This window comes from Herbaspirillum sp. CF444 (genome assembly GCF_000282135.1).
GTDB lineage: Bacteria > Pseudomonadota > Gammaproteobacteria > Burkholderiales > Burkholderiaceae_D > Herbaspirillum.
The window spans coordinates 1-16,123 of sequence record NZ_AKJW01000081.1 but is presented as its reverse complement, the minus strand read 5'-3'; the positions used below and the strand labels follow the sequence as shown (position 1 = coordinate 16,123).

Annotated in this window: 15 protein-coding genes; 10 read left to right on the top strand and 5 right to left on the bottom strand. The window is 61.6% G+C overall.

Annotated features, from left to right (window positions below):
* Positions 1 to 2 precede the first annotated feature (2 nt).
* From PMI16_RS18680 to PMI16_RS18665, 4 genes are all read left to right on the top strand, one after another.
* Positions 3 to 437 (top strand): RidA family protein, encoded by a 435-nt coding sequence (locus PMI16_RS18680; RefSeq protein ID WP_007882407.1) that lies wholly within the window; start codon positions 3 to 5, stop codon positions 435 to 437.
* A gap of 12 nt (positions 438 to 449) precedes the next feature.
* A complete protein-coding gene (locus PMI16_RS18675; RefSeq protein ID WP_007882406.1) occupies positions 450 to 1,400 on the top strand; it encodes a PDR/VanB family oxidoreductase in 951 nt (316 codons plus the stop codon).
* Positions 1,401 to 1,800: 400 nt separating this feature from the next.
* Positions 1,801 to 2,886, top strand: a complete 1,086-nt coding sequence (locus PMI16_RS18670) for a porin (protein ID WP_007882405.1) — start codon at positions 1,801 to 1,803, stop codon at positions 2,884 to 2,886.
* A 112-nt stretch (positions 2,887 to 2,998) separates the two neighbouring features.
* Positions 2,999 to 4,723, top strand: a complete 1,725-nt coding sequence (locus tag PMI16_RS18665) for a methyl-accepting chemotaxis protein (RefSeq protein WP_007882404.1) — start codon at positions 2,999 to 3,001, stop codon at positions 4,721 to 4,723.
* 29 nt (positions 4,724 to 4,752) lie between these two features.
* Here PMI16_RS18665 and PMI16_RS18660 read toward each other — a convergent pair whose 3' ends face one another.
* Positions 4,753 to 6,093 (bottom strand): LLM class flavin-dependent oxidoreductase, encoded by a 1,341-nt coding sequence (locus PMI16_RS18660; protein WP_007882403.1) that lies wholly within the window; start codon positions 6,091 to 6,093, stop codon positions 4,753 to 4,755.
* Positions 6,094 to 6,111: 18 nt separating this feature from the next.
* Positions 6,112 to 7,083, bottom strand: a complete 972-nt coding sequence (locus PMI16_RS18655) for an aliphatic sulfonate ABC transporter substrate-binding protein (RefSeq protein WP_007882402.1) — start codon at positions 7,081 to 7,083, stop codon at positions 6,112 to 6,114.
* Positions 7,084 to 7,284: 201 nt separating this feature from the next.
* Here PMI16_RS18655 and folE point away from each other — a divergent pair, with 201 nt between their 5' ends.
* On the top strand, positions 7,285 to 7,989 hold the full coding sequence (folE, locus tag PMI16_RS18650) for a GTP cyclohydrolase I (RefSeq protein WP_007882400.1): 705 nt from the start codon (positions 7,285 to 7,287) through the stop codon (positions 7,987 to 7,989).
* A gap of 49 nt (positions 7,990 to 8,038) precedes the next feature.
* Complete coding sequence (locus PMI16_RS18645; protein WP_007882396.1) at positions 8,039 to 8,464, top strand: BLUF domain-containing protein; 426 nt, start codon at positions 8,039 to 8,041, stop codon at positions 8,462 to 8,464.
* 39 nt (positions 8,465 to 8,503) lie between these two features.
* On the opposite strand, the gene PMI16_RS18640 is transcribed toward PMI16_RS18645, so the two are convergent.
* Positions 8,504 to 9,763 (bottom strand): HD-GYP domain-containing protein, encoded by a 1,260-nt coding sequence (locus tag PMI16_RS18640; protein ID WP_007882394.1) that lies wholly within the window; start codon positions 9,761 to 9,763, stop codon positions 8,504 to 8,506.
* A gap of 262 nt (positions 9,764 to 10,025) precedes the next feature.
* Positions 10,026 to 11,453: an MFS transporter gene (locus PMI16_RS18635; RefSeq protein ID WP_034381261.1), complete on the bottom strand. Its 1,428-nt coding sequence runs from the start codon at positions 11,451 to 11,453 to the stop codon at positions 10,026 to 10,028.
* Positions 11,454 to 11,752: 299 nt separating this feature from the next.
* Between PMI16_RS18635 and PMI16_RS18630 the strand changes: the two genes are divergently transcribed.
* From PMI16_RS18630 to PMI16_RS18615, 4 genes are all read left to right on the top strand, one after another.
* Complete coding sequence (locus tag PMI16_RS18630) at positions 11,753 to 13,324, top strand: sensor histidine kinase (protein ID WP_007882392.1); 1,572 nt, start codon at positions 11,753 to 11,755, stop codon at positions 13,322 to 13,324.
* 9 nt (positions 13,325 to 13,333) lie between these two features.
* Positions 13,334 to 13,837 carry a hypothetical protein gene (locus PMI16_RS18625; RefSeq protein WP_007882391.1) on the top strand — a complete coding sequence of 168 codons (504 nt, stop codon included), beginning with the start codon at positions 13,334 to 13,336 and terminating at the stop codon, positions 13,835 to 13,837.
* Positions 13,838 to 15,244 carry a sigma 54-interacting transcriptional regulator gene (locus PMI16_RS18620; protein WP_007882390.1) on the top strand — a complete coding sequence of 469 codons (1,407 nt, stop codon included), beginning with the start codon at positions 13,838 to 13,840 and terminating at the stop codon, positions 15,242 to 15,244.
* Positions 15,245 to 15,465: 221 nt separating this feature from the next.
* Positions 15,466 to 15,816, top strand: coding sequence for a BON domain-containing protein (locus PMI16_RS18615; RefSeq protein WP_007882389.1), 351 nt, complete (start codon positions 15,466 to 15,468; stop codon positions 15,814 to 15,816).
* 70 nt (positions 15,817 to 15,886) lie between these two features.
* Here the strand turns inward: PMI16_RS18615 and PMI16_RS26520 are convergent.
* Positions 15,887 to 16,123 (bottom strand): hypothetical protein (locus PMI16_RS26520; protein ID WP_237719892.1); only part of this gene is annotated, 237 nt, incomplete at its 5' end.

Genomic DNA, 16,123 nt, shown 5'->3' with positions numbered 1-16,123 from the left:
AGATGACTGCGCAGATGACTACGCCGATGACGACGGTGCGTCACATCAAGACCGACAAGGTGGCCGAGCTGGCCACCGCGACCTGGTCCAATTGCCTGGTGATCGGCAACGAGATCGCCCTGTCGGGCATGACCGCGCATCCGGCCTCGCGCAACAGCGTGCTGTCGACTTACGAACAGACGCTGGTGGTGCTGGGCAAGGTGCGCAATCTGGTGGAGGCTGCCGGCGGCACGCTGGGCAGCATCTACAAGCTGGTGATTTACGTGAAGGACATCGCGGACAAGGATGAAGTCGGCCGCGCACGGCGCGACTTTTTCACGGCACCTTATCCCTGTTCGACGCTGGTGGAAGTCAGCGGTCTGGTGTTTCCGGAATTGACGGTCGAGATCGATGCGTTCGCGCGGCTCGATATCGATTTGCAGCAAGCAGTTTCCTGATTTGGATTTTTTATGAGCAGCTCTCTTCTCTCCGTCCGTGTCCAGGCCATGCGCTTCGAAGCGCAGGGCATCGTCAGCGTCGAGCTGGTCTCGCCTGAAGGCGCGGCGTTGCCGGCCTTCGAAGCCGGTTCGCATGTCGACCTGCATCTGGGCAACGGCATCGTGCGCAGCTATTCGCTGCTGAACGCGCCGGCCGAGCGTCATCGCTATGTGGTCGGCGTGCTCAACGACCGCAACAGCCGCGGCGGGTCGCGCTACGTGCACGAGCAATTGCGCGTCGGTGCGACGCTGACGATTTCGGCGCCGCGCAACAATTTTCCGGTCGACGAGAGCGCCGCGCATTCGGTGCTGATCGCCGGCGGCATCGGCATCACGCCGATCTCCTGCATGCTCAATTACCTGCGCGGCAAGGGCAAGTCGGTCGAGCTGCTGTACTGCGCGCGTTCGCGTGCGGAAGCCGCCTTCGCCAATGAGCTGCTGCAACAGCCGGACGTGAGCAGCCATTTCGACGCCGAGAAAGGTGCGCCGCCGGACCTGCGCGCTTTCCTCGTCAGCAAGCCGAAGGACGCGCATTTCTACTGCTGCGGCCCGACGCCGATGTTGAACGCCTTCGAAGCGATCTGCGCCGAACTCGACCTGCCCAACGTCCACATCGAACGTTTCGCCGCGGCAGAAAACGTCGCAGCCGTGCAAGGCGACGAATACGTCGCCGAACTGGCGCGCAGCAAAAAGTCGGTCACCGTGCCGGCCGGAAAATCCTTGCTGGATGCGCTTTTGGATGCGGGTCTCGACGTCGACCACAGCTGCCGCGAAGGCGTCTGCGGCGCCTGCGAAACCAAGGTGCTCGAAGGCGAGCCGGAACATCGCGACGGCGTGCTGAGCAAGGCGGAGAAAGCTTCGAACAAGATGATGATGGTGTGTGTGTCCGGATGCAAAGGACGCCGCCTGGTACTCGATTTATGAGGAGCTTCCGATAAAGCATCGCTAGCCGCGTTGCGCCAACTTGCCGTGCATTCGCACTGTCTGCGTTGACGCGCCTTGCTATCGATACTTTCTCGAAACCTCTGTGTAGTGCTTGGAAATGCCCGCGCAAGCGCCGGGCATTTTTTTGAGTCCGAACATTTTTGTGGAACGTTGATTCATGGGTGAAACAAAAGCCTGTTTCGACGCTCCGGAAAGAGCCGCTAACAACGCGCCGCTGGCAAGGCGCGCCGACGCAGACAGTACGCGAGTACGGCAAGGAGAAGCAACGCCGCCAGCGGTGTGTTGTTAGTGGCTCTACAGGATTCACCTCTCATAGGCGCGGGGCAGATGAGAGCAGTGAACGCGGCGTCAGCCGTGCTTAATTGAAGGGGAGTTTTTCATGAAGAAGGTACTCTTTGCCGTCGCCGCCACCGGCTTCGCGGCAAGCGCATTCGCCCAGAGCAACGTGACGATCTACGGTAGCCTGGACGCAGGCGTGGCATACATCAATAATCTGAACGGCGGCTCGGTCGCGCGTCTGGACCAGGGCACCATGCAGCCGGACCGTATCGGTTTCCGCGGCACCGAAGACCTGGGCGGCAACCTGAAGGCCAACTTCCAGCTGGAAACCGGCTTCTACACCGACACCGGCGGCCAGCCGACTGCCGGCAAACTGTTCAACCGCTACAGCACCGTCGGCCTGTCCGGCGACTTCGGCGCGGTGGCGATGGGCCACATGCCGGACATCGTGTTCGAGTACGTCGGCAAACTGTCCAACGGCTATCAACTGACCAACTGGTATTTGTTCCACCCGGGTAACCTGGACAGCCTGGCCAACACCTATCAGTCCGACAATGCGGTGCGCTACACCACGCCGACCTGGTCGGGCTTCCAGGCCAGCGCCATGTACGGCTTCGGCGAAGTGGCCGGCGACAGCGGCAACGGTCGCAACATCAGCACCGGGGCGACCTACACCAACGGTCCGCTGCGCGCGGCATTCGCCTATTCCAAGCTGAACAACCGCGCTGCCGGCTACGCAGGCGCTTTCCTGTCGAGCGTCGGCCTGGGTACTGCGGCGACTGTTTTCAACAGCCTGACGACTACTGCCGGCGGCATCGGCTACACCATCGGCAACGTGCGTCTGAACACCGACTACACGCAAGTCAAGATCGCCTTGCCTAGCGGCCAGACACCGAAACAAAAGAACTTCGATCTGGGTGCCGCATGGCGTTATGCAACGGCTGACACACTGAACGTCGGCTACAGCCTGTCCAAGTTGGAAGGCGCACGCTGGAACACCGTCAGCCTGAGCAACGTACATGCCTTGTCCAAGCGCACCGAGCTGTACGCGCAAGTGGCGTACCAGCGTGCAGGCGGCGATGCGAAGTTTGCGGTCATGAACGGTACCGGTGCAGGCGGTTCGACCGGCGTATCGGGTGGTTCAAGCCAGATGGTGACGACCTTGGGTATGCATCACTCGTTTTAAGTCGTAGTCAATGTAGCAATGCAAACCGGTGCCGACCGACATCCCGGCGCCGGTTTGTTTAGAACCCATTTCATCAATAGGTGTGAGATGCGTTCCAGGGGAGCATAAAAAGATGACTAATTTGAAACTTGGTACGCGTCTGGGCCTCGCGTTCGGTCTGGTGATGTTGCTGCTGATCGGCATCACCGGCCTCGGTATCCAGAGTCTCGGCGCTCTGCACGACGGCACGCAGCTGATCGTGAAGAACCGCTATCCGCAAGTGGTGGTGGCCAACGACATCGTGCTGCAGATCAGCGACAACGCCATTGCCATGCGCAACATTTTGCTGATCGACGATCGCGATACCTTGCTCAAGGAAATCCAGCGCATCGAAGACGGCGAAAAGGGCATCCACGCCAACCTCGCCACGCTCCAGCAAATGCTGTCGAGCGACATGGGACGCAAGTCTTTCGGCGAGATCTCCGCCCTGCGCGAGACCTATGAAAAAGGCCAGAAGGAATTCCTCAAGCTGGCTTCCACCGGCGCCACCATGGATGCCTCGCAGTTGCTGCTGACATCCTTGCGCACCGATCAGCAGAATTACATCAACCGCGTCAAGGGCTTCATCAAGGGCGGCTCGATCGTGATGGCCAAGAGCAGCGTCGAAGCCAGCGACCTCTATCACAGCAAGACCGTCATCATGCTGAGCATGGCCGCCGTCGCGGTGTTGCTGGCCTGCGGTTTTGCGTACTGGATCACGCGTTCGATCACGCGACCGGTCAACCATGCGGTGCAGGTGGCGCAGAGCGTCGCCGCCGGCGACCTCAGCAGCCACGTCGAAGTGACGTCGCAGGATGAAATCGGCCAGTTGCTGCTGGCCTTGAAGGAAATGAACGGCAGCCTCACCAACATCGTCTCGGAAGTGCGCACCGGCGCCGACACTATCGCCACTGCGTCGAGCGAAATCGCCACCGGCAATCTGGACTTGTCCAGCCGCACCGAGCAGCAGGCAGGTTCGCTGGAAGAAACCGCCGCCACCATGGAACAGCTGACGTCCACCGTCAAGCAGAATGCCGAGAACGCGCGCCAGGCCAATCAGCTGGCGGCGACCGCCTCGGACGTCGCCACGCACAGCGGCTCGGTGGTGGCGCAGGTGGTGACGACCATGGGTTCCATCAGCGAGTCCTCGCGCAAGATCGTCGACATCATCAGCGTGATTGACGGCATCGCTTTCCAGACCAATATCCTTGCGCTCAATGCTGCGGTGGAAGCGGCGCGCGCGGGCGAGCAGGGCCGCGGCTTTGCCGTGGTGGCGAGTGAAGTGCGCAGTCTGGCGCAACGCTCGGCGACCGCCGCGAAAGAGATCAAGGCGCTGATCGACGACTCGGTCGAGAAGGTCGACATCGGCAGCAAGCTGGTGGCGCAGGCCGGCAGCACCATGGACGATGTCGTCGCCAGCGTCAGACGCGTGAGCGACATCGTCGGTGAAATCAGCTTCGCCAGCCAGGAGCAGAGCTCAGGGATCGAGCAAGTCAACCAGGCCATCACGCATATGGATGAAGTGACACAGCAGAATGCCGCGCTGGTCGAGCAGGCTGCCGCCGCTGCGCAATCCTTGCAGGATCAGTCGGCGAATCTGGCGCAGGTGGTGGGCGTGTTCCGTTTGAATCCTCACGATGCGCCACGGTTGGCGAAACCGGTGACGTCGGCAGTTGTCGCTGCTCCGCGCATTGCTGTGCCAGTGATACGCAAGCTTGCGCGAGCATCCAACGCCACGCCTGCACCTGTGAGGACGCCTGCGCTGGCGAGTACCTCTTCCGGCGTACCGGCCGGCGACGGCGATTGGGAAACGTTCTAACGCTTAGGCAAAATGCTCAGGTAAAACGCTTAAGTAAAACGATTCTGCGGACGCGCCAGCCCCAGATGCTGGCGCAGCGTGTCGCCTTCATACTCGCGCCGGAACAGGCCGCGTTCCTGCAGGATGGGCACGACCTGTTCGACGAAGTCGGTCAGCGATTCGGGCAGGTAGGCCGGCATCAGGTTGAAGCCGTCACAGGCGCCGCTGCCGAACCATTCGGCGAAGTTGTCGGCGATCTGTGCGGCGGTGCCGGCCACCACGCGGTGCGAGCGGCTGCCGCCGAAGCGTTTGCCGAGCTGGCGCAAGGTCAGGTTGTCGCGCTTGGACATCTCCTGCACCAGCTTATAGCGGCTCTGGTTGCCGCGAATTTCTTTCAGCTCCGGCAAAGGCTCGTCCAGCGAATACACCGACAGGTCGTGGTTCATGCTGTCGGACAGCAGCGCCAGTCCGCCCAGCGGATGCACCAGGTCTTCCAGGTGGCGCAGCGTTTCTTCGGCCTCGGCTTGCGTGGCGCCGATGATGGGCATGACGCCGGGCAGGATCTTGATGCTGTCCGGCGTGCGGCCGTACTTGAGGACGCGGGCATGGATGTCGTTGCGGAATTCGCGCGCCGCGGCGATCTGCGGCTGCGAAGAGAAAATCACCTCCGCCGTCTGCGCAGCAAAGTCGCGTCCCGTGTCCGACGACCCGGCCTGGATCAGCACCGGATGGCCTTGCGGCGGGCGCGTGACGTTGAGCGGGCCGCGCACGCCGAACCAGTCGCCTTGGTGATGCAGGTAATGGACCTTGGACGGATCGGCGTAGACGCCATTCTCTTTGTCGAGCACCAGCGCATCGTCTTCCCAGCTATCCCACAACTTAGTCACGACATCGAGGAATTCGTGCGCGCGGCCGTAGCGGGTTTCGTGTTCCAGATGTTCCTGCTTGCTGAAGTTGAGCGCTTCGCCGTCGTTGGTCGAGGTGACGATGTTCCAGGCGATGCGACCGCCGGTCAGGTGATCCAGCGTGGCGAAGGCGCGCGCGAGGAAGAACGGTTCGTTGTAGGTCGTGGAAGCTGTGGCGGCCAGGCCGATCTTGTCCGTGACGGCGCCGAGCGCACCCAATAGCGAGATCGGCTCGGGCCGTGCTTGCGCGAGGTAGCGCACGGTGGTGTCGAAACGGTTGTCGAAACGATCCGAAATCGCCAGCCGGTCGGCAAAGAAGATCAGGTCGAACTTGCCTGCTTCGGCGGTCTGCGCCAGCTTCTTGTAGTAGGCCAGATTCATGGTGTTGGCCGGATCGACGCCGGGAAATCGCCAGCCGGCGGCGTGATGGCCGACCGACATGAGGAAGGCGCCGAGGTGCATTTGTTTGGCTTGTGATGAAGACATAGGAATTTATCCAAGGAATTATTTGACGGAGACCGACGCGTCCTTGATCTGCACGGCCTTGGGAATCAGCTTGTAGCGGAAGAAGGTATTGGCGACTTCCTGTTGCGCTTCGACGATGTTGGGCGGCAGCGGATAGGCCACGCCCCAGGCCTGGCGCGTCAGCGCGAGTTGCCAGATTTTGCGCGGCACGCGCGTGTCTTTTTCGAGGAAGCGAGCGGTTTCGTCGGCGTGCTCTTTGGCGTATTGCTCGGTGTCGTTGAGCTTGTCGAGCGTGATGCGCAGGATGGCCGGCCAGGCCGCAGCGAACTTTGCCGGTGCGACGTAGAAGCTGTATTGCGGCGCCAGCTTCGAGGCGGTCACCAGCGGACGCGCGCCGATGTTTTGCTCGATGTCGGCCAGGCGCGGATCGGGCACCACCCAGGCGGCGACGTCGCCGCGTTCAAACGCCGAGCGCGCTTCGCTGTATTGCAGGTAGGCGAAGACGATGTCGTCGGGTTTCATGCCGTCCTGTTCCAACGCCTTGAGCAGCAGGTACTGGCCGGCCGATCCCTTGGCGACGGCGACTTTCTTGCCTTGCAGGTCTTTCATGCGGCGCGCGGCGGATTCTTTCGGCACCACGACGGCGTAGTTATCTTTATAGGCGGCGGCATAACCGACGTAGCGGATCTCGGGCGCGCCGCCGGCCTGGGCGAAGACCGGCGGCGTCGAACCGACGAAGCCGAGATCGATGTCGCCTGCGTTGAGCGCTTCCACCATCGGCGGGCCGAAGGGGAATTCGAACCATTTGACGGTGACGCCGTGGGGCGCGAGGGCTTTTTCCAGCTCGCCGCTGGCTTTGAGGATGACCAGGCTGTTGCCTTTCTGGTAGCCGATGCGGAATTCCCTGGGATAGGAAGCTGCGGGGGCTGCTGCATGGGAGACGGCGGCCGACAGGCTGAGACTGAGCGCAAACAGCGCACCAAGGGCGCGCTTGAAAATAGGGGCGGACATGAAGTTTCCGGCAACGAGTGAAAGGATGGTCGCTGACGATAGCACCGGCGCAGCTGGGAATTAACGACTGTTTCCGCATGACGATATGCGGCGGATTTCTATCGCGCGTGCGGCATTGCCACGGCGCGCAAATGAATGCGCGGTTTCGGGGCATAATGTCGACAATTTCATTCGCACTGTGCCGACGCGCACAATTCCACAATGGCAACAGACCAACCACGACCAAGCGTGCACGACGAACTGGTGTCGACGCGTATCCGCGCGCGCATCAAGGCTGCCGGCGTCCGTTTTCACGCCAACGACAACATTGCCGAGTTCATTGAAGAGGGCGAGCTCGAAGCCCTGCAGGCCGAGGTCCAGGCCAAGCTGGCCGGCGTGCTCGATAGCCTGGTGATCGACGTCGAGAGCGACCACAATACCCAGGACACCGCCAAGCGCGTGGCCAAGATGTATGTGCAGGAAGTGTTCCGCGGCCGTTACCAGGCGCCGCCGCCGGTGACCGAATTCCCCAACATCGAACGTCTCAATGAGTTGATGATCGTCGGTCCGATCACGGTGCGCAGCGCTTGCTCGCATCACCTGTGTCCGATCATGGGCAAGGTCTGGGTCGGCGTGATGCCCAACGAGCACTCCAACCTGATCGGCTTGTCCAAATATGCGCGCCTGATCGAGTGGATCATGAGCCGTCCGCAGATCCAGGAGGAAGCGGTGTCGCAGGTCGCCGATCTGCTGATGCAGAAGCTGCAGCCGGACGGCCTGGCGATCGTGATGGAGGCCGACCATTTCTGCATGCACTGGCGCGGCGTCAAGGACACCGAGTCGAAGATGATCAACAGCGTCATGCGCGGCTCTTTCCTGCGCGACGCCAATCTGCGGCGCGAGTTTCTGGCGCTGATCAGGAAGTAATCGGAAGTCATTTTTTCCGCCACCAATCCGCAAGCCGAAAGGAAGCATCATGCTGGTTCGTCTGATCTACGCAAGCCGCGCCTGTGAACACATCGGCCAGGAGCTGGTCGACAGCATCCTGGCGACGGCGCGCCGCCACAATCCCGCCAACGGCATCACCGGCGTGCTGTGCCACAGCGAGGACGTGTTCGTGCAGGCGCTGGAGGGCGGGCGCGATCAGGTCAATCAACTGTATGCGCGCCTGCTGCAGGACAAGCGCCACAAGGACGTGGTGCTGCTGTGCTATGAAGAAATCGACGCGCGCCAGTATGCCTCCTGGACCATGGGCAAAGGGCGGCTGGAGAAGGTCAATCGTTCGCTGTTGCTGAAGTATTCGAGCACCGGCGTACTCAATCCCTACGACGTGTCGGGCTGTGCGACGGTGGCGTTGCTGGCGGAGCTGGCGGCGACCGGAGCGTTTGCCGTTCGCGATTAGTCGGCACTCGCCTATCGATTGTTAACCGTTCCCGTACGTTCAGGCCAAGCCGCTGGACGCCCAGATCGTTTCCAGGTTGGGCAGGTTCGGCAGCTTGGACGGATCGGCATAGGAGGCGATCTTGTCGCCGCTGCGCGTGGTGGCGAGGTCGATGATCTCGATTGGTATCGTCGCCATCGTGACGGCCGAGAAAAACACTTTCACCGTGGGCGTCAGCAGCGAACCGGAATGCTGGTCGATGACGATGCCTATCTTGCCGGAGTGCATCAGCACACAGGATCCGGTCGGAAAGATTCCCACGCTCTTGATGAAGGCTTCGAGGACGGTTTCGTCGAAGTGGCCCTGGTTGCCGGCCATGCGCTTGATCGAATGGCCGGGTTCCCAGCCCGGCTTGTAGGGCCGGTTCGAGGTAATCGCGTCATACACGTCGCACACCGCGCCCATCTTTGCCATCAATGAAATCTGGTCGCCCTTGAGATTGAAGGGATAGCCGCTGCCGTCGATCTTTTCGTGATGATGCAGCGAGACGTCGAGCGCTGCCTCGCCGATGCCGTCGACGCCGCTCAGGATGGCGTGGCCGGCTTGTGCGTGTTTCTTGACGGAGATGAATTCGTCGTCGGTCAGTTTGCCGGGTTTGTTGAGGATGTCGACCGGCACCGCCATCTTGCCGATGTCGTGCAGCAACCCGGCCAGTCCGGCTTGCCGGGTTTCTTCCGGCGACAGGCCGAGCTGGTGTCCGAGCGCGATCATCAGCGCGCAGACGGCGACCGAATGCATGTAGGTGTAATCGTCGGCGGTCTTGAGCCGCGCCAGGCTGATCAGCGCGCCGCGGTTGCGCGACACCGAGGCGGTGATTTCATTCACCAGCGGCATTGCCTGCTTGACGTCCAGCGCCTTGCCCATGCGGGTTTCGTTGAACATGGTCATGATGGCTTTTTTGGAGCCGGTGATGACGCGCGCGGCGTTGGCGCGTTCCTGTTCGGCGCCGACCTGCGCCGAGATTTTGGCCGGTTTCGGTTTGGCCGGTTCGGTTTGCGGGGCGGAGGCGACGGCGGGGGCGGGGGCGGCGGTGGGAGTAACAGGGGCGGCAGGCGCGGGCGCGTCTTCGACGATGATGTCGCGGCCCTTGGTGGTATCGATCAGGATTTCATCGATCTTGGCGGAACGCAGCGTCTTCAGGTCTTCGTATTTTTCCAGCTTGAAAGAACCTCGCCAGAATGGATGGTTCATCCACGGGCCGGGGATTTCCTGGACATACATGCCAAGACGAAGTTGATCGGGTGCAATACGCTTCAACACTGCCGGTCCTCCATGGACGCATATTTAGATGTTGCTGCTCTGAAACGTGCATGAATCCTGGACTTTCAAGGATTCTGCTTAGCGATTGCATGTGCTTATCCTAGCAGAACCTGCCGGGAATGTGGCTGGTGCCTGCTGTTGTATTTGCAGCGTTTTTTCGTCGTGGCCGGGGTGGAAAACAGCAGGGAAAAATGTTAGCCGGGACGATATGCAATGCGGTTTGCATATCGTCCGGAGAAGCGGATGGATGATCGGAAGCGGCTTATTTTTTTGCGTAAGAGGCGGCCGGATTGGTGGTCAGCAACCGCAGGAAACTCGCCAGGCATGCGGCGCCGGCGAAACCCGCGCCGAGACCCAGCGCCAGTCTGGAACCATGCAGGGCCGACAGGCTGAAGCACAAGGCCACCAGGGCGGCGCCGATGCTTTGGCCGAACAGGCGCGCGGTGGCGACGATGCCGCTGGCGCCGCCGCTGCGTTCGGGCGGCGCGCTGGTCATCAGCGCCTTGAGGTTGGGCGACTGGAAGAAGCCGAAGCCCATGCCGCATACGAGCATGCGCCACGAGATGTCGAACACGCTCGGGTTGTCCGGCATCAAGGTCATCAGCACCAGGCCGATGCACAGCATGGCCAGGCCGAAGCCGCCGAGGATGCCGGCCGGATAGCGGTCGGACAAGCGGCCGGCGATCGGCGCCATGATGGCGACGGCGACCGGCCATGGCGTCATCAGCAGGCCGATGTCGACCTGGCTGCGGCCGAGATCGTGATGGAAGAAAAACGGCAGTGAGACGAACGCCAGGCCCTGCGCGGCGAACGAGCATACTGCGGTGATCGCCGACAGCGTGAACATCGGCCGGCGGAACAGATCGACCGGCAGCATCGGCGCCGGATGCGAAGCTTCGCGCCGCATCAGCAGGAAACCGCAGACCAGCGCGGCGACGAATTCCAGCACCACCACGCTGGTCTCGGCCTGGTGCGCGCCTTCGCCGATGGCCAGGATCAGCAGGCCGAACGCGGCGGCATTGAGCAGCGCGCTCCTGATGTCGAAATGGTGGGTCGATTTGGGTGTGTGCGGCAGCGCGGGAATCGCCAGCACCAGTCCGATGATGCCGAGCGGGACGTTGACCGCAAACAGCCACGGCCACGGCGCAATCGCCAGTATCCCCGAAGCGACGCTGGGGCCGACGGTGAAGGCGATGGCGACGATCAGCGTGTTGAGGCCGACGCCGCGCCCGAGCGAACGGGTCGGGTAGATGAAGCGGATCAGCGCCGTATTGACGCTCATGATCCCGGCTCCGCCCAGCCCTTGCAGGAAACGCGCGACCGTCAACGAAGGCAGCGACCAGGCCACCGCGCAGAGCAGCGACGCCAGCGTGAACAACGCCAGCCCGGCGATGTAGATGCGGCGGTAGCCGACGATTTCGCCGAGCGCGGCCAGCGGCAGCAGCGACACCATCATCGCCAGTTGGTAGGCCGTCACGATCCAGACCGAGGCGGCTGGCGTGGTGTTGAGGTCCTTGGCCATGACCGGTAGCGCGGTATTGGCGATGGCGGTGTCCAGCGTGGCCAGGCCGACGGCGATCAGCAGCGTGATGATGGCAAGCGTGCGTTTGTCGTCCGGCAGTCCTTCTCCGGCGATGACGATATGGGGATGCGGGGCAGAGGCGGTAGCCGTGGACTTCGAAGGTTCCATTGGAGCGGTGGTCGGGTAGCGGGTGAGGAAGAAGGCGGCGCGGGCGGGCATGAGAAAGGCTTGGTTGCCCGGACAAAAGCCTCAGCCATGATATACGGGAACGGCCGATGCTGCAGGCGGCAGCTTTTTCGGGGCTGCGCGGCACCTACACGGCAGGAAACAGTCCTAGCTGTTGTCGGGAGCTGGTTGTATGTCGATATTGATTTCAAGTATTTTCTAAAGAATATAAGATAGCTTTCTGATTTGATGGCGTCATTGATTACATTACAATGGCGCCCCATCCTAGCGAGAACGATTTCATGTTAAAGCAGGCTGCTTTGCAACAACCGGTATCTCATTCTCCCGCTTCCCGACCGTCCGGCGTCTTGCCGGGGTTGTCGTTTCGTCAGCTGTTGCTGGCGGCATTCCTGCTGATTGCTGCACTGTTGAGCGGTACTTCCGTGCACGCTTTGTTTACGCTCGAGCGCATGTCGGCGCACAGCCGCGAGACGGCGGGCCAGGCCGTGCGCCTGACCGAGCAGGCGCAGCGCCTGGCCGAGCGTACCGTGACCATGGAGCGCAGTGCGCGGCAATTCCTGGTGCTTGAGGATCCGGCGTTCCGCGATCGCTATGCCGAAGCGTGGCAGCAGGCCAAGTCGTCGCTGGCCGAATTGCAGCAGGCGTTGCCGCAAACGCCGGCGGAGGTGTTCGCCTCCTGGAATACCTACGGCGAGGCGGCCTGGACCGTGCTGCAATCGGATCAGGGGGCAAGCTTGCCGGTGTTGCCGGGGCCGGCGAAAAATGCGGCGCAAGGTTCAGCGCAAAACGCTGCGCAGAAATCGGCGCAGAACCAGCGCAAGCTCGATCAGCGCGCCTTGTTCGAAGCCTTTTCCCATTTGCCGGCGCTTAACGAGCAACTGGCGCTGGAGAGCAAGCGCGAGGTGGAGCGCCGCAACAATGCCTTGTCCAACGATCTGGAGCAGCAGCGCAAGATGCTGACGTTTCAGGTGATCGGCGCCATCGTGCTGGCGGTGCTGCTGGCGTTCTGGTTCGGCATGTGGCTGTCGCGGCCGCTGGCGCGCATGGAAGCGGCGATCGGAAGGCTCGGCGACAATCGCTTCGATCAGCCGATTGTGGTCAAGGGGCCGGCCGATTTGCGCCGGCTCGGCCAGCAGCTCGACTGGTTGCGCCGGCGTCTGGCCGACCTGGAGGCGGAGAAGTCGCGCTTCCTGCGCCATGTTTCGCATGAGTTGAAAACGCCGCTGGCGGCTTTGTGCGAAGGCGCGGCCTTGCTGGACGATGAAGTGGCCGGCAAGCTGACCGACAGTCAGCGCGAAATTTCGCGCATCCTGCGCCAGAATACGCAATCGCTGCAGACCCAGATCGAGGATTTGCTGCGCTATAACGAAGTGGCCTTCGACGCCCAGCGCATCAACCGCCTGCCGGTCGATCTGCGCGCGCTCTTGTATAAGGTGATCGACGATCAGCGCCTGCAATGGGTGGCGCGCGATCTCAAGGTCGAGGTGGAAGGAGGCGCCCGGACGGCGGTGCTCGATCCCGACAAATTTGCGATCGTTCTGGCCAATCTGCTGTCGAACGCGGTGCGTTTCAGCCCGCCTGGCGGCACGATACGGTTTGTCCTGTCCGGCAGCGAAGGCCGCGTGCGCATCGATTGCGTCGACCAGGGACCGGGCGTGGCGGCGACCGACGCGCACCGGATTTTCGATCCTTTCTATCAGGGCCTGAACCAGCCGCAGGGCGCGCGTCACGGCAACGGCATCGGTTTGTCGATCGTGCGCGAATATGTCTTGGCGCATAACGGCGACGTCCAGCTGGTGTCGCGCGAGGGCGGCGGTGCGCATTTCCGTATTGAGCTGCCGGATGAAAGTTAGAGTCAATCCATGAAAACAAAAATACTTCTTCTACTCCTGACCTTGCTGCTGGCGGCGTGCGCGACACCGCCGCCGGAAGCGCCGACCACGACCGTCAAGCTGGTCACGACGGCGGGCGGCATGGACGACTTATTGATCTATCACCAGTCCCTGCGCCGTCTGTCGCAGCAGGAGCTGGGGCGCGAATTGCAGGTGCTCAATGCACGCCAGGGCGGCGCCATGCTGGCGATGCAAAAAGCCATGGTGCTCGGCCTGACGCATGACGCCAACGATCTGGCGCGCGCGCAGGCGCAACTGTCTACGGTATTGAATGCCACGGATTCCGATGCGGTGGCCTTGAAGCCGCTGGCGCAACTGCTGGTGAGCAATTACGCCGAGATGCGCCGCCTGAGCGACAACGCCGAAAAAGCCGGCCAGCAGGCCAAGGAAAACCAGCGCCGCATGGATCAACTGAGTGAAAAGCTCGAAGCGCTCAAGAACATCGAGCGCACCTTGCCCGGCCAAGCCAAATAGATGAGCAAGCCCGCGAGCAGCCCGCGCCATTTGCTGCTGGTCGATGACGATGCGGATCTGCTGCGGCTGTTGTCGCTGCGACTGACGGCCAACGGTTACCGCGTGACGGCGGTGAGCAGCGCCGAAGCGGCGCAGGCGCAGATGGCGATCGAGTTGCCGGCGCTGGTCATCAGCGATATCCGACTGCCGGACAAGGACGGGCTGGCGCTGTTCGATGAAATCCGCGCGCAGTATCCGGCCTTGCCGGTGATCCTGCTGACGGCGCACGGCACCATTCCCGATGCGGTCGACGCCACCACGCGCGGCGCTTTCGCTTATCTCACCAAACCTTACGACGCCAAGATCCTGCTGGCCAAGATCGCGCAGGCGCTGAGCCTGACTGCTTGCGATGACGCCGCCGGCGATGCGATTGGCGACGACACGTGGCGCGCGGAATTGATCAGTCGCAGTCCGCGCATGGCGGAAGTGTTGTCGGAGGCGCGGCTGGTGGCGATGTCCGACGCCAGCATTTTGATTCGCGGCGAAAGCGGCACCGGCAAGGAATTGCTGGCGCGCGCGATCCATCGCGCCAGCCGCCGCGCCAGGGCGCCTTTCATTGCGGTCAATTGCGCGGCGATTCCGGAACAGTTGCTGGAGTCGGAGCTGTTCGGCCACGTCAAAGGCGCGTTCACCGGTGCGGTCGATCATCGCAAGGGTTTGTTCCAGGCGGCCAATGGCGGCACCTTGTTTCTCGACGAGATCGGCGACATGCCGTTGCCGCTGCAAGTGAAGTTGTTGCGCGTGCTGCAGGAGCGCACGGTGCGCCAGGTTGGCGCCAACGATGCCGTGCCGGTGGATGTGCGGATTCTGTCGGCGACGCATCGCGATCTGGACGCCGCGATGGCGGACGGCTCGTTTCGCGAGGATCTTTATTACCGCCTCAACGTTGTGACGCTGGTTTTGCCGGTGCTGGCCGAGCGGCGGGAAGACATCGCCTTGCTGGCCAATCACTTCCTGCAATTGATTGCCGCCCGGTATCAAAGCAATCAGAAGAAACTCAACGGCTTCGCGCCCGATGCGCTGGAAGTGCTGATGATGGCGGCCTGGCCGGGCAACGTGCGGCAGTTGTATAACGTGGTCGAGCAGGTGTGCGCGTTGTCGACCGCACCGTTGATTTCGGCGGCGTTGGTGCAGCGCGCCCTGCGCGTGCCGGCGCTGGAGGTATTGCGTTATGCAGACGCCAAGCAGCGGTTCGAGCGGGATTACCTGATTCAGCTGCTCAAGTTGACCGACGGCAACGTCACGGATGCCGCCCGGCTGGCGGACCGGAACCGGACCGAGTTTTATCGCCTGCTGCAGAAAAACGGCCTCGATCCCAGTGTTTTCCGCGGAGATGACGATGGTGTCGCCGCAGAGCGACAAGAATAAGTCCTTATAAATCAGTGATTTAGCTGATCCGGTCGGGATGGTGTCGCTCTCAGGCGACGAAAATCGGCGATATTGGCGGGTTTGTTGCCGGGCGGTGATCAAGAATTTTTCTAAGCTGCTGAATTCATTGAAGTTTTCCGATCTGGCATGGCCTTTGCGAAAGAGAGGGCAGGTAGCGCTTAAAGCGTTGTCTTTCTTTTTCACACTATAAGGACATCATCATGCAAACCACCAAAACGATCCCGATGCTGGTTACCGCCGCTTTTCTGACCGCCGTTGCGGCGCCTGCCGTCTATGCGGCCGATGCGTCCACCGATTCCGCAACGCCTAATACCGCGCAAAAAGCCGGCGCCTATGTCGACGACTCCGTGATCACCGCCAAGGTGAAGGCTGCCTTTGTGGAAGACAGCCAGGTGTCGGCCCTGAAGATCAAGGTCACCACCAAGAAGGGTATCGTCACCCTGGCCGGCGCCGTGCCTAACGCCGAAGCCGGCCAGCATGCGCTGCAAATTGCTGCTGCGATCGACGGCGTGAAGGATGTCAAGAGTGCGCTGACCGTCAAGGCAAGCTAATCTGATCGATTTGTTGCAGCGCTTTTTGTGAATTAATTGCTGCACTGAAACAAAAATTCAGCCCGCCCCGTCAGGGGTGGGCTGAATGCATTTGAAGGTTAAAAAAATTTTTCAGGACGAAATCGCGGACCGATGCGGGTTTGCGGCGAGGCCGCGTAAAAAGTTTAAATAATTTGGCAAAAATAGTTGCACGGATCTGAAAACCTTTGCTATAGTTCGCCTCCCCGCTGACGAAGCGACGCAGCAAAAAGCAAGACGCAGCGAGCGAAGTGGGGATCTGCAGGCGACAAACAAAACGATTTGTTGG

Coding starts and splice junctions, on each gene's coding strand:
- PMI16_RS18680 (WP_007882407.1), top strand. CDS start 3: ATGACTGCGCAGATGACTACGCCGATGACGACGGTGCGTCACATCAAG.
- PMI16_RS18675 (WP_007882406.1), top strand. CDS start 450: ATGAGCAGCTCTCTTCTCTCCGTCCGTGTCCAGGCCATGCGCTTCGAA.
- PMI16_RS18670 (WP_007882405.1), top strand. CDS start 1,801: ATGAAGAAGGTACTCTTTGCCGTCGCCGCCACCGGCTTCGCGGCAAGC.
- PMI16_RS18665 (WP_007882404.1), top strand. CDS start 2,999: ATGACTAATTTGAAACTTGGTACGCGTCTGGGCCTCGCGTTCGGTCTG.
- PMI16_RS18660 (WP_007882403.1), bottom strand. CDS start 6,093: ATGTCTTCATCACAAGCCAAACAAATGCACCTCGGCGCCTTCCTCATG.
- PMI16_RS18655 (WP_007882402.1), bottom strand. CDS start 7,083: ATGTCCGCCCCTATTTTCAAGCGCGCCCTTGGTGCGCTGTTTGCGCTC.
- folE (WP_007882400.1), top strand. CDS start 7,285: ATGGCAACAGACCAACCACGACCAAGCGTGCACGACGAACTGGTGTCG.
- PMI16_RS18645 (WP_007882396.1), top strand. CDS start 8,039: ATGCTGGTTCGTCTGATCTACGCAAGCCGCGCCTGTGAACACATCGGC.
- PMI16_RS18635 (WP_034381261.1), bottom strand. CDS start 11,453: ATGGAACCTTCGAAGTCCACGGCTACCGCCTCTGCCCCGCATCCCCAT.
- PMI16_RS18630 (WP_007882392.1), top strand. CDS start 11,753: ATGTTAAAGCAGGCTGCTTTGCAACAACCGGTATCTCATTCTCCCGCT.
- PMI16_RS18625 (WP_007882391.1), top strand. CDS start 13,334: ATGAAAACAAAAATACTTCTTCTACTCCTGACCTTGCTGCTGGCGGCG.
- PMI16_RS18620 (WP_007882390.1), top strand. CDS start 13,838: ATGAGCAAGCCCGCGAGCAGCCCGCGCCATTTGCTGCTGGTCGATGAC.
- PMI16_RS18615 (WP_007882389.1), top strand. CDS start 15,466: ATGCAAACCACCAAAACGATCCCGATGCTGGTTACCGCCGCTTTTCTG.